The organism is Halovenus rubra, from assembly GCF_026586665.1.
Lineage (GTDB): Archaea > Halobacteriota > Halobacteria > Halobacteriales > Haloarculaceae > Halovenus > Halovenus rubra.
The window spans coordinates 119,018-131,871 of sequence record NZ_JAODIY010000008.1 but is presented as its reverse complement, the minus strand read 5'-3'; the positions used below and the strand labels follow the sequence as shown (position 1 = coordinate 131,871).

At 56.2% G+C, this 12,854-nt stretch carries 15 protein-coding genes; 8 read left to right on the top strand and 7 right to left on the bottom strand.

Annotated features, from left to right (window positions below):
- The first annotated feature begins 168 nt into the window (after positions 1-168).
- Entirely contained in the window at positions 169-882 is a 714-nt protein-coding gene (locus tag N5098_RS06835; RefSeq protein WP_267636984.1) for a queuosine precursor transporter, read from the top strand.
- 35 nt (positions 883-917) lie between these two features.
- A complete protein-coding gene (locus tag N5098_RS06830) occupies positions 918-1,700 on the top strand; it encodes a class I SAM-dependent methyltransferase (protein WP_267636983.1) in 783 nt (260 codons plus the stop codon).
- A gap of 10 nt (positions 1,701-1,710) precedes the next feature.
- On the opposite strand, the gene N5098_RS06825 is transcribed toward N5098_RS06830, so the two are convergent.
- The 4 genes from N5098_RS06825 to N5098_RS06815 are packed head-to-tail and all read right to left on the bottom strand — an operon-like array spanning position 1,711 to position 3,244.
- Positions 1,711-2,493: a DUF7089 family protein gene (locus tag N5098_RS06825; protein WP_267636981.1), complete on the bottom strand. Its 783-nt coding sequence runs from the start codon at positions 2,491-2,493 to the stop codon at positions 1,711-1,713.
- A complete protein-coding gene (locus N5098_RS17685) occupies positions 2,494-2,586 on the bottom strand; it encodes a hypothetical protein (RefSeq protein ID WP_438267326.1) in 93 nt (30 codons plus the stop codon).
- A gap of 49 nt (positions 2,587-2,635) precedes the next feature.
- Positions 2,636-2,881 carry a ferredoxin gene (locus tag N5098_RS06820; protein WP_267636980.1) on the bottom strand — a complete coding sequence of 82 codons (246 nt, stop codon included), beginning with the start codon at positions 2,879-2,881 and terminating at the stop codon, positions 2,636-2,638.
- A 51-nt stretch (positions 2,882-2,932) separates the two neighbouring features.
- Positions 2,933-3,244, bottom strand: coding sequence for a hypothetical protein (locus N5098_RS06815; protein WP_465261595.1), 312 nt, complete (start codon positions 3,242-3,244; stop codon positions 2,933-2,935).
- A gap of 392 nt (positions 3,245-3,636) precedes the next feature.
- On the opposite strand from N5098_RS06815, the gene N5098_RS06810 reads away from it, so the two are divergent.
- Positions 3,637-4,311 carry an HAD family hydrolase gene (locus N5098_RS06810; protein ID WP_267636978.1) on the top strand — a complete coding sequence of 225 codons (675 nt, stop codon included), beginning with the start codon at positions 3,637-3,639 and terminating at the stop codon, positions 4,309-4,311.
- On the opposite strand, the gene N5098_RS06805 is transcribed toward N5098_RS06810, so the two are convergent.
- Positions 4,312-4,794 carry an Lrp/AsnC family transcriptional regulator gene (locus N5098_RS06805; protein ID WP_267636977.1) on the bottom strand — a complete coding sequence of 161 codons (483 nt, stop codon included), beginning with the start codon at positions 4,792-4,794 and terminating at the stop codon, positions 4,312-4,314.
- A gap of 157 nt (positions 4,795-4,951) precedes the next feature.
- Here N5098_RS06805 and N5098_RS06800 point away from each other — a divergent pair, with 157 nt between their 5' ends.
- On the top strand, positions 4,952-5,911 hold the full coding sequence (locus N5098_RS06800) for a DMT family transporter (protein WP_267636976.1): 960 nt from the start codon (positions 4,952-4,954) through the stop codon (positions 5,909-5,911).
- Positions 5,912-5,997: 86 nt separating this feature from the next.
- Here the strand turns inward: N5098_RS06800 and N5098_RS06795 are convergent, their stop codons facing one another.
- Positions 5,998-6,990, bottom strand: a complete 993-nt coding sequence (locus tag N5098_RS06795) for a radical SAM protein (RefSeq protein WP_267636975.1) — start codon at positions 6,988-6,990, stop codon at positions 5,998-6,000.
- A gap of 168 nt (positions 6,991-7,158) precedes the next feature.
- The gene (mct, locus tag N5098_RS06790; protein ID WP_267636973.1) at positions 7,159-8,352 is read right to left on the bottom strand and encodes a succinyl-CoA:mesaconate CoA-transferase; all 1,194 of its coding nucleotides are present in this window, start codon (positions 8,350-8,352) and stop codon (positions 7,159-7,161) included.
- Positions 8,353-8,505: 153 nt separating this feature from the next.
- On the opposite strand from mct, the gene glmS reads away from it, so the two are divergent.
- From glmS to mch, 4 genes are read left to right on the top strand one after another with little or no spacing between them, the layout of a single operon-like run.
- The gene (glmS, locus tag N5098_RS06785; RefSeq protein ID WP_267637030.1) at positions 8,506-8,952 is read left to right on the top strand and encodes a methylaspartate mutase subunit S; all 447 of its coding nucleotides are present in this window, start codon (positions 8,506-8,508) and stop codon (positions 8,950-8,952) included.
- A gap of 45 nt (positions 8,953-8,997) precedes the next feature.
- Positions 8,998-10,500 carry a methylaspartate mutase subunit E gene (locus N5098_RS06780; protein WP_267636972.1) on the top strand — a complete coding sequence of 501 codons (1,503 nt, stop codon included), beginning with the start codon at positions 8,998-9,000 and terminating at the stop codon, positions 10,498-10,500.
- Positions 10,490-11,761, top strand: a complete 1,272-nt coding sequence (locus N5098_RS06775) for a methylaspartate ammonia-lyase (RefSeq protein WP_267636971.1) — start codon at positions 10,490-10,492, stop codon at positions 11,759-11,761. The genes N5098_RS06780 and N5098_RS06775 overlap by 11 nt, the downstream gene beginning before the upstream one ends.
- Positions 11,754-12,842, top strand: a complete 1,089-nt coding sequence (gene mch / locus N5098_RS06770) for a 2-methylfumaryl-CoA hydratase (protein WP_267636970.1) — start codon at positions 11,754-11,756, stop codon at positions 12,840-12,842. Before N5098_RS06775 ends, mch begins: the two co-directional genes overlap by 8 nt.
- Positions 12,843-12,854 lie beyond the last annotated feature (12 nt).

Genomic DNA, 12,854 nt, shown 5'->3' with positions numbered 1-12,854 from the left:
AACAGGGCCCAGGAGTATGTGTCTACCTATCACACGGAGTGGTCCTGTTTCATCCCCCAATCCAAGTCTATACGCTTATAGGGCTATGTGAGGAATACTGTGATATGATTAACGGCTGTGCCAGACATATTTGTCAGCAGCGACGAAACAGCGCATGGTGGCGAGACAATGAGTGAGCGGACGACTGACGGGGCAAAAATCGCGCTGGCAGCGCTGTTCGTTACAGGACTGGTCACTGCACAGCTTCTCGCAGTGAAGCTATTGGCGTTTTCGCTTCCCGGCTCGTTTCCTATCGTCGAAAGCAGTATCACCGTTCCTGCTGGCGTCCTCGCGTATGCGGTGACGTTTGTGGCCTCAGACTGCTACACTGAACTGTACGGCCGCCAAGAGGCAACGGTGATGGTTAATGTTGGATTCATGATGAATTTCGTAATGCTTGGGCTGGTGTGGCTTGCAATCGTCGCACCCGGCTCCGAGCAGGGTGTCGACCCGGCAACGTTTGAGTCCGTTCTAGGACTGAGTACAAACATTGTCGTTGGGAGTCTCGCCGCGTATCTCGTTAGCCAGAACTGGGATGTATTTGTCTTCGACCGTATCCGTACAAAAACTGACGGCCGCCATCTCTGGCTTCGCAACCTCGGCTCTACCGCGACGAGTCAGTTTATCGACACGGCAATTTTCGTTCTGATGGCGTTCTATCTTGTTCCTCAGATTGCCGGTATCGGCAACGTATCCTCGGCCTCGCTTCTGTTGCAGTTGCTCGTTGGACAGTATATTATCAAACTGGGAATCGCGGCGCTTGATACGCCGGTCGTGTACACAATTGTCAGCTATCTTCGGGCTAATGGGATGGCTCCGTCCGCGCGGCCTGTGGCGACCTAACGGGACAGGCTGTCCAGACTGGTACAGGAGTTGATTTGTTCGAGAATGGGGTTGTTGAACTGTCCGGGCTCTTTTGCTTTGGTCTCTTGATTCTTAGCCAGTGCTTCGAGACCATTCTCTCGGATCTGTTTGTCGTAGTGGTGGGCAATCTGCTGGCTGAATGGCTGTCGAAAACGGGTCTGTTTGGATACCGAGCTGTTATCACGATGGGAGACACCGTTGTCCACGTGGACGAAGTTTCACAGACACGGAATATTTATGAATCGGAGGCTGGTTCGTACATCGAGAAATACAGTACAGAATCAGTCGCACGACTGTATGGCGACCCGTTTTTCGACGCGCTTGAATCGGCCTGCTCCGGTGACACCGCACAGCTACTTGATATTGGCTGTGGTCCGGGACCGGATGTCGATGTATTTGCCGCGGCCGGCCACGACGTGACTGGCCTCGATATCACGCAGTCATTTCTCCGTGAGGGAACCAAACGCGTCTCTGGGGCTGAATTCGTCTGTGGCGATATGCGTTCGCTGCCGTTTCAAGATAACTCATTCGACGGTATCTGGGCGTCGGCGTCGTTCCATCATATCCCTCGGTCGGCAGCCACACAGACACTCCGTGACTGGCATCGCGTGCTCCGCCCGGCGGGGACACTATTTATCGCAGTCAAACGAGACGAGCAACTAGACGATGATTCGACAAACAGGCATTTCGAGTACTATCAGGCCGACGCGTTCCGGACGCTCCTCAACAGTGTGGGATTTGAACTGAACACCGCCCGAACCAAAGACAAGTGGGTGTCTGCTGTCGCGACGGCGTGACCTGTCCGAGTTACTCTTCGACTAGTGCATCGACGGTCCGCTCTGCCCATTCGATAGCGTACTCTGGGCCGTGGTCAAGGTAGACGGTTGTATTGAGTGCCTCGAACGGCGGCGGTAACTCGCCGGCGTGTTTAATGGCACTACAGGCGAGTTCGGCTGCATCAGCAAAACGGGTATTCTTTCGGGCCATCTCCTCGGAAAGCGTGTCGAGACGTGGTTCAAGGCGTTCGCCGGCATCAGCCCACGCGTCGAACAATGGTCCGTCCCAGTCGGCAAACACCTCGCGGGTCTGGAGACCAAGGAAGCCATCGTAGCAGGCTGTTGCTACCTGATATGTCTCGACGGGTGAAAGCAAGTCAGCCGTCGAATCAACGAAGCGAGGGTACCCTTCACTGAAAAACCCGAGGAACTGTTCTGGCTCGTTGAGGCCAACCTCCACGAGTGCCTCTGCTAGCAGGAAGTCGGCGAATGCGTCCGGTGATTCGTTTAGCCGAGGTTTGCAGATGACGACTGCCGGGTCAGTCTGGTGAGTCCAGACGACACTCCCATCGCCGGGCATTCCGACAGTCAGGTCACTGCTCGCATACTGCCTCAGTACTTCCGGTGTGTCGGGCGGCAGCCACTCATCAGGGTGAGTTACTGGGTCGATGTTATCGGTTACTAGCAGCAACTCCTCGGCCTGTGCCGAAGGGAGTGTCTCGAAGTTCTCGGCACTATCAACGACAAGCGCGTCGGGGGCATGGCGCTCTTTAACCGAAGCGACTGCATCCGACAGCGAGCGTTCGGTGAACATTCAGGTTGTCAACCCGACGTTGACAGCCAGTACGAGTCCAGCGACAACTGAGAGTCCAATCGTCCCAAGCACGATTTTCGTTGGCGTACTCATATCCGTCTATTTAGCCAGCAACGACAAAAACCCTCCAGATTTCCGTGGCTCAGGGGACGAGCTGTTCGCCGTCGTCGTCGTAGATAACAATCGCGTCGACAGGGCAGACACGGGCCGCGAACTTCGCATCGAACTCGGCGTCGTCCGGAACCTCACGGACAAACACATCTTCTTCGCGTTCCTCGCTCTCGACAAGGTCTGCTTTCCCATCGTCGCGGTCTGGCTCAAAGACATCCCACTCTTCGACACATTGAAACATACCGATACAGGTGTCTCGGTCAAATTCTACTTGCATACTTCCCCCTTGGGTGAGGAACAACAAAGAAGCTCACGCCTCCGGCGACAATCAAAGCTCCTCGCCGCTGTCACCCAGTACACCAATGGTGTTGTCGGTCTCTATCGAGGCGATTTCGGAGAGTGTGCAGATCTCGTCGAGTTTCTCTTGTGTGAGTTGCACTCGAAGTGTCCCGAACTCCAGCCTGTCCTCGACAGTCGGCCCAGCCTGCTCTATTGCCTCGGCGACGCGAGTGATAACTTCATCAGTCACTTCGCCGACGCCACCGTCGGGACCCTGTGCAGCGACACGGACGATAACCGTTACTTCCTCGCCTTCAACCGGGTTTTCACGCATTCGTCTCACTGGATGTGAGAGATACATATCGATAACTACCGTTCGATTGTTGTGAAAGCAATAAACACCTTCGGTCGTGGTCAGAGGTGTGCAACCGAGAGGCCGTCTCCACTCGCCACGTTCAATACCGGCTCTGTGACCGCTATGAGCCGTCGTTTCGTGTAACCTCGGGGTACAGCGTGTGCAACGTAGCCTGCTTGAATCCCAAAACTAAACAGCAAAACCTCGTGAACCAGCACCTAAAAAGCCCAAACTCAGGTGATAAGCCAACGCGTGAGCGACGACCCTTGATTCGAACATCCCACGAGAACTTCCCACCGGAGAGACCATATCTCGACCGAGCCGTGGGGGTTTTCGCTTATCTGGAGGCAGCCTGCTTTCGACCTGCTTTTATCCGATACACTCGGTATCGATAAACAATGAATACAATCGAAACTGTCGTCTTTGACCTCGACACGACGATTTGTCTGAACACGCAGAGTGACGACGAAATTCACAGGGAACTGTTCGAGCAGGTGGCCATGGAGCCACCGTTTACTGTCGCCGAGGTTCGGAGTGTCGACCCGGCAAACCTCCCAACGACTACATCTGACCGCGCATTCTACGAGAACCTGTATCGGGCAGCCACAGAGAACCTTACTGATTCACAGTACCGTAACCTCGCCGAAGCGACCGTAGAGATTGTCGACGAGACCGACGTGGTGTTTCGAGATGGAACACACGAAACGCTTCAATACATCCGCGAGCAGTACGACGACCTCGGTCTCTTGACCTACGGCAACCCCAAGACACAGCGAGCGAAACTCGACCGACTTGGAATCACTGACGTGTTTGACGCGACCGTCGTCTGTGGGCCACAAACTGACATTGCAGGCAAACCCGACGCTGAGGCATTCCAGACGGTACTTGCTGAACTCGGTTCGTCGCCAGAGACCAGTATCTACATCGGCGACAACCTCCAAGGCGATATCGGTGGCGCGAATAATGTCGGGATGTACTCCGCGTGGGTCCCCGAGGAGGAGCCGCCGGCTGACCCCCAACCCGAACCCACGTACGCACTCACATCTCCGACAGACCTCCGAGAGATTCTATAACTATTCAACGAGTTTGCTTTCCAGTGTTTCCTCGTCGTACTGTTGGAGTGGATAGTGACTGTCGAGTTCGCGTGAAATTACGAACGTCGAATTTGTTCGGGATACGTCTTCGAGGGCCTCGAAATCTGAGATAAGACGCTCGACACTCTCGCTGGTTGGGAGGCGAGCCAACGCCATGAAATCAGTCTCTCCCATCGTGAAAAATACCTTTGTAACACCCTCAATCTCTGCGATTTTCGGGCCACTTTTTCGGTGGTCTTGCTCGTTTTTGGTAAACACCTCGACGAGGACGGTAATATCAAGTCCCAGTTTGTCGAGGTCGATATCGAGACGGTCGTTTGTGATGATACCCGCATCTCTGAGGTTGTTGAGGCGATAATGCACGGTCGAAATCGGTATTCCTGTCGCCTCACTTACTTTGTCGGTACTCGTTGTCTCAAGCTCTTCGACTGATTTCAGTATCTGTATATCTTTTCTGTCCATAACGTTGCTTTTGAATATATAGTTGAACTGTATTCAGCTTTTCGACACTCCCCTGATGGCTATTCGAATATGTTTTGAAATATGGGGCGCCTCGAAGAAAGACTGCCGTAGTAGACAGCTTGTTTGAATACCGTCCATTAGTTGAATCAACTCCGAAATGTATTCCATAACCAAGAATCAATTTCAACTACCGGCCGCGCTTGTCCTTGTCGGCGTTGGTCTCCTTTGGGGGGCTGCGTTTCCGGCAATCGACGTGGTCGTCGATGAAGTTCCCCCGCTAGGCGCCGCAGGGATTCGATACGCCGTTGCGGGCTGTATTGTTCTTGCCTATGCAACTGTTGTGACTGACCGACTGCTCCCACAGGACCATCGTGAACTTCTCGGTATTGCTTGTGTCGGGACGTTCATGTTCGGCGGGTATCAGGGCGCGCTGTTCATCGGAACACAGTACGTCTCCGGCGCAGTCGCTGCGGTCGTCGTGTCAATGTCGCCGGTCGTGGCTGCGGTTATTGCCGTCCCATTGCTTGGCGAATCTAGCGGATTGCTCGACGCGTGTGGGTTCGTGCTTGGTCTGGCTGGGGTTGTAGTTATCGCACAGCCAGCTCCCGGTTCTGACGTGCTTTCTTCGACGGCCATCGGTGTCGGTCTCGTCTTTGGTGGGACGGCTATGTTCGCGGTCGGCTCCGTTACTATCCAGCTTGTCGAGGGTGGCCTGCCACTAGAAGCGCTCCAGGGGTGGGCGATGCTCGTCGGCGCGACACTGTTGTTTTCCGGGTCAATACTAAGCGGCGAGTCGATGCCGGCTCCGTCGACTCTCTCACCAGCGGCTCTTGGCTCGCTGATTTACATCAGTCTCGCTGCCGGTGCGGCTGGCTATCTCCTCTACTTCGGGTTGGTCCGTCGTGTGGGGGCGACCGAGACGACACTTGTCGCCTACCTCGAACCGGTGTTTGCGACGCTGGTCTCGGTTCTATTTCTCGGTCACACGCTCGCTTTCAGCACTGTCCTTGGATTCCTCGCTGTTGCAACCGGGTTTGTGCTGGTTAGCCGAGAGAGGGTCGCTAGTACGCTAGAAAACCATGGCGTTACACGAGTTAACTGGGTAATCGACGTGTAAACTCGGTTTAGATTACCAGACAGCGCAGTTACGTTCGACGCTTCTACAGCAAAAACACGGCCCTCGCTCCGTTTTATCCGGTGTTTCTACGCCAGCGGTGTCCGCTCGACAACAGTCCCATCGACAGTTGGATACTGTTCGATTATTTCGCCTTCGTCGATGTCGCCATCATCGAGCATCTCTTCGAGGAGCCACCAGGCAACCTCAACGTGGTCTGATTTGACAGCGTAGTACTCCGCTGGGACGCCGAGTTCGTCAAGGCGCTGGGCAGTAGTCCATGCCTTGCCGTAGACGAGCGTACCATCTTCGGTCACTTCGTCGAACGGTCGCCGTACGTTTTGAGCCATCCGCTTCATCCGATTGCGGTGCTGGGCGGCGTCCTTGAACACGGAGGTACAGAAGTAGACTTTTTCGTGGTCGCCCATCACGTCGAGGATTTCATGGCTCCCCTCCACGGCGCTCATGTGTCCTTCTTTGCGCTCGAAACCTTCCTCTTGCATTCGCCGGAAGTTACCGTCGCTCATCTCGAACTCGTTGATATTACAGTAGTCAGCAGCCCCCTCATCGAGGAACTGTAGGAACTCTTCTTCGGCGCGGATACCCGGAATCTCGAAGGCAGGAACTAGCCCTTCCTCACGAGCGATGTAGAGGATATCTTCCCACTCTGTCCCGTGGAGGTCGCCCCACTGCTCGAAGGGCGGGTGGAACCGAATCTCATCTAGACCTGCCTCTGCAAGGCGGCGCATGTTCTCACGGCCACCAGTGATACCGGTGTAGAGATGCGTGTGGTGTTCCTCGCCAAATTCGTCTTTAAGCAAACTGAGATAACGACACGTTCGGTCAAGCACTTCCTGTGGCTCGCCCCCGGTTATCGAGGTCCCGAGTGCGTCCATCCGTTTGGCTTCTGCGATAACATCCTCGTCGGATTCGACCTTCCGCTCGTTGGCGTACACGTCGGTCACGTTCTTGCGGTTCTCGCCAAGCGGACAGTAAAAACAGTCGCGCTGGTCACAGTAGCCATAGACAAACATCACCATCTTGCCTCCTTCCGCACACTGTTCACAGCCCTTCGATATCATTCAACCAGTGCTACACGATGAAAGAGTAAAAACCGTCCGATACGGTGTGAGTCCCGGTCATGAGACAGAATTGCATTCGTTTTCGGCCGCGACTGTCTCCACACGTTGAATCACAAACATTCGCTTTGAGTGTTCAATAAACAGCAATGAGAGATGCTAGCTATCGTTTCAGTCGTCACTCCCGGCGTGTCCTGCGTCTGTGTTTTTGGCTTCCAATGAGTTGAGGAGCTCTTCGCGGTGTTCGTCCAGAAGTGGAGCACGGCCTTCGACTGACGGCGGTGTCTCGCTCATCTTGATAGGGGAGCCAGCGATAGTCACCTCGTGGTCGGCCCCCGGCTGTTCGACGTTCGTGAGCATGTCGCGGTCTTGGATGTGTGGGTCGTCGAAGATATCACTCGTGTCTTGGACGGGTGCGACCGGAACTGTCCCTCTGAGCACGTCGATGACCGCAGCCGATGACCGAGACTGCGTCCACTCTGCAATCTCACGTCGCAACATGTCGCGCTCGGCCAGACGATCCGATGCGGTCGGATAGTCGGCAACCAGATCCGGTCGGTTCATCTCTTGACAGAGGCTACGCCAGTGTCCATCCGAAAACGCCGCGATGACGACGTAACCGTCAGCCGTCGCGAACGCGTTGTAAGGAAACAGAGTCGGATGGGCGTTCCCTTGACGGGACGGCGCGTCTCCTGTGTACGAGTACTGATAGACTGTCCGCTCACACATCGAAACCATCGCGTCGTACATTGCAGTGTCGACGTACTGGCCTTCACCCGTTCGTTCACGGTAATGAACTGCGGCGAGGATGCCCACAGCGTTGAGCACGGCCGTAAAGAGGTCACCAACTCCCGGCCCAACTTTCGTTGGCGGCCCGTCGGATTGGCCGGTCGTTTCCATGACACCACCCAATGCTTGGGCAATCAGGTCGAAGGAGGGCTGTCCCTGCCGGTCAGTTTCACCTGTTCTGGGGTCACCGAACCCGCGGATTGACGAGTAGATGAGTTGTGGGTTACGTTCACGGAGTCGTTCATAGCCAAGATCGAATGACTCCATCGTGCCGGCACGGTAATTCTCAACGACGATGTCAGCCGTTTCGACGAGTGATAGAAAGTCTTCGCGGTCACTTTCATCACCGAAATCCAGTTCCAAGGACTGCTTTCCCCGGTTAACACTCTGAAAGTAGCCACCGTAGGCCTCGTTATCTGAACTATCGACAAACGGCGGGTTCGAGCGGATGAGGTCACCACCCGGCCGTTCGACTTTTACTACATCTGCACCCATATCCGCCAACAACATCGTACAGTACGGCCCGGCCAGCACCTGCGTCAAATCAACAACCCGCAGGTCCGACAGCGCACTCATACATTCCCGTCAGTCACGGCCTGTAAAAAAAGTTCCCTATTATTCATTATATTTCCTGAAAGTGTTGTATGTTTGGGTTTGAGACTCTCTACCAAACTATAATGAATAATCATTATATTTATTATGGTGGAGATTCTCGGATACGATACCCACATGGGACAGACAGTCATCCTCGGTGTGATAGGGTCCGACGCCCACGTCGTCGGAATCACAATCCTCGAACAGGCGCTTTCGGCTGCCGGGTTCGACGTGAAGAACCTGGGAGTCCAGACTTCGAAAGACGAGTTCGTTTCGGCGGCACAGAAACACGACACTGGGGCGGTGCTTGTATCGTCACTGTACGGGCACGCAAGACAGGACTGTCAGGGACTTCATAAACAACTCGCGGACACAGAGTGCGACGCAGTCACGTACATCGGTGGCAACCTCTCGGTCGGACAGGACGACTGGGACGATACTCGCGAGCACTTCCGGGAGCTTGGCTTCAACCGCGTGTTCGACGCTGAAACAGACCCATCAGCCGTCGTCAGCGCGCTCGAACGTGACCTAGACCACAGGACAGCCGAACCTGAGACCCAACGGGTCAGGATGAATAGCTAAATGTTCTCCGACGAACGCGGAGACCACAACCCCGAGGGAGCGTAGATGCTTCGCGACGAACGCATCCCCGATGAAGAGTTGATTGAGGTCGAATCAGCGCTGAGAGAGCGATGGCCGACCGGCGCAGATGCAGAGTTCGAGTCGGCTATTGCCTACCACGAGTCACTCCCGACAACCAAACGATTTGCGGATGCTCTCGAATCGGCCGACCAGCCACTTCTTCAGCCGCGTGCTGGCGTGCCCTGTCTTGACGACCAGACCGAACTGCTCAGGTATCTCGACAAGGAGGGCGGTGCAGACCTATTGCCGACGACAATCGACTCCTATACCCGGGACAACGAGTACGAAAAGGCCCAGCGAGGACTGGAGGAAGCCCGTGAATCCGGTGAAGACACGCTCAATGGTTTCCCCGCGGTGAATCACGGCGTCGAAGCTTGTCGTGAACTAGTTGAGGCAGTCGATGCACCGATTGAGGTCCGCCACGGAACCCCTGACGCCCGCCTGCTTGCAATCATCACACTTGCTGGGGGGTTCCAGAGCTTTGAGGGTGGCCCAATTTCGTACAACATTCCCTACACCAAAGAACACGACCTCAAAGAGACAATCGAACACTGGCAGTTTATCGACCGCCTCTGTGGCGCGTACACGAAACGCGGAGTCCGGATTAACCGCGAACCGTTTGGGCCCCTAACCGGGACGCTCGTCCCACCGTCTATCGCCATCGCAGTGATGGTCGTTGAAGGACTGCTCGCGGCAACACAGGGCGTCCGCTCGCTCACGCTAGGGTATGGCCAAGTCGGAAACGTCGTTCAAGATGTTGCCGCACTCCGGGCGCTTCGGGAACTGGGCGAGGAATATCTGCCAAACGACGTGGTCGTCACGACGGTTTTCCACGAGTGGATGGGCGGGTTCCCGCCCGACGAAGCGCGGGCCAACGGCGTCATTGGACTCGGCGGCGCAACGGCGGCGCTGGCACAACCTGATAAAGTGATAACCAAATCACCACAGGAGTTCCAGGGGGTTCCAACACAGGAAGCAAACGCCGCTGGCTTGCGAACGACGAGACAGCTTATTGATATGATGGCCGAACAGGAGATAATCATTGATGGCATCGACAAAGAACAGGAACTAATCGAACGGACTGCCCGGTCGCTGCTAGACGCAGTCTTTGACCACGGCGACGGCGACGTGGCACGCGGTGTTGTCGCAGCGTTCAACTCGGGTGCGCTGGATGTTCCCTTCGCACCCAGCGACAGCGCCAAGGCTGATGTTCTCCCGGCGCGTGACGATGATGGACGAGTCCGGATACTCCAGTGGGGCGACCTTGCAGTCGACCAAGAAATCAGGGATATCCACGACGCTCGTCTCGACGAACGCGCTCGTACCGAAGGCCGTTCGCGTTCGTTCCGCATGGTCGCAGACGATGTCGACGCAATTAGTGACGGCAAACTGATTGGTCGTCCGACAGCCAGCGAGAGTGACTCTGAAGAGTCGGGTCGGGCCACTGACGGTACCGACACAATTGGGGGTGAAGGTGATGCAGATTGAGTCAGTTCGGGCCGTTCCGGGCGTTTCGGGGTTTTATTTCGACGACCAGCGTGCAATCAAGGCCGGCGCATCGGAAGACGGTTTTGGCTACGCAGGCGACCCCGTTACTGATGGGTTTGATGCTGTCCGTCAGGCCGGCGAGGCGCTTCTGGTAGAACTGGAACTCTCGGATGGAACGGCCATCCGGGGTGACTGTGGGGCAGTCCAGTATTCTGGCACTGGGGGTCGTGATCCACTGTTTCGTGCCGCTGATTACGTGCCGGTCGTTGAACGAACAGTCACAGACAGACTCGTCGGCTGTGACCCCGACGCATTCCTCGACAACGCGACCGCTATTGAGGAACTACCGGGCCAGCGTAGCGATGGTGAGAAATTGCATACCGCTGTCAGGTACGGCGTTTCACAAGCGCTCCTATTCGCGGCTGCTCATGCTCGACGGGTTACACCGACAGCTGTTCTCGCCGACGAACTTGATGTGGACCCAGCGACTGAGCCGGTACCCGTCTTCGGGCAGTCCGGCGATGACAGATATCAAAACGCCGAAAAGATGCTCCTGAAAGGCGTCCCAGTCCTCCCTCATGGTCTGTTCAACAGTGAGGAGAAACTCGGGACAGATGGCGAGGGGCTTGTCGAGTACCTCCAGTGGCTCTCAGACCGTGCACGAGACGTCGGTTCGGCGGAGTACAATCCTCGGTTCCACGTCGATGTGTACGGTCTGATTGGCGAACTGTTTGGACCTCCCTACGACCGTGCTGAAGTCACTAGCTACTTCGGTCGTCTCTGTAAAGCGGCAGCGCCGTTCTCGCTTCAGGTTGAGGGGCCAATGGACGCTGGTGGACACACCGCACAAATCGAGTCGATGACCGAGCTTCGTGAGGGACTTGCGACTGCTGGAGTCGATGTGGATATCGTAGCCGACGAGTGGTGTAACACCCTCGAAGACGTTTGTGCATTCGTTGACGCCGGTGCTGCGGACGTAGTGCAGGTGAAAACACCTGACCTTGGTGGCCTCCATCGCAGTGCCCGGGCTGTCATGGAGTGTAAGGGAACTGACACACGGGCCTACCTAGGCGGAACCTGCAACGAAACGGCGGTCTCAGCCCGGGCCTGTGCTCATGTTGCACTTGCTACTAATGCCGCACAACTGCTTGCCAAGCCCGGAATGGGTTTCGATGAGGGATACATGATTGTCACAAACGAGATGCGACGTACCTTGGCACGAGAGAAGCCACAGAGTCCGGAGGCAGCCCTCAATGACTGATTGGACTGACCCTGAGACATTCGGCGCGGCGCTTGACCGTGCCGATGTCCGCGAGAAGGGCAACTACTTCGAGGACTTCGATGAGGGCGAACACATTGAACACACGCCGGGGCTTCGTCTGACTCGACACGGCAACGAACAGTGGATGAGCCAGACGCTCAACCACGACCCGGCTTACTGGCGGCCGGACGCTGCAAACACCCGTGGCTTCGATAAACCGCCGATTCACCCGGACTACCTGTTGGCCTGCGTGATGGGCCCATCGGTCGAAGACCTGAGCGAGAAAGGCGGATACTTTCTTGGTCGGGACGATGTCCAGTATCACGAACACGGTGTCGCTCCCGGAACACAACTGCGGGTCGAATCAACTGTCACGGCGACCCAGATTTCCTCGTCGCGGCCGGCATACGGGATTGTCACCTGGGAGAGTAAAGGCATCGACGCCAACTCCGGCGAAGTGCTTGTATCCTACGAACGGACGAACATGATACCACGCCGTGAGCAGGCGGCTACCGACGGTGGGGATTCCAGAGCGACTGACGATAGCCCTGACTCGTCGGACCGAACAGCTGACTCAGTTGTCGACCTCCCAGAGACGTTTCTCACGCCCAAAGGGACAGCATTCGAGCACTTTCAGGAAGCTCTCGACCGTGCCGCTGGCCAGGATGCAACAGTTGCATATCAACACGAGCGCGGACGCACGATGGATGATGTGATGGTCGCAACGCTCCCGCTGGCGACGCTGAACACTGCCCGCCAACATCATAACGCAGCCGCGATGGCCGACTCGCCATCCAGTGAACCCGTTGCGTACGGTGATGTCACCCGCTCGGTCGCGCTGGGCCATGCCCGCTCGGACGAGCAGACATACCACGAACTCCGTTACGAGGACGAGCGTTTCCACGACTTTGTGACTGCCGGCGACACCGTCTTTGGGTTCACCCACGTCGTCGATGCCGATGGTGACCGTGGGCCGCCACGTGCCGGCGCTGTCACGTTCGAACACGTCGCTTTCACCGGCGACAGGCGGCCCGTTTACTCGGGGACTCGTACAGCACTCATCGACCGTACCCGTGATTGAAACAGACAACTT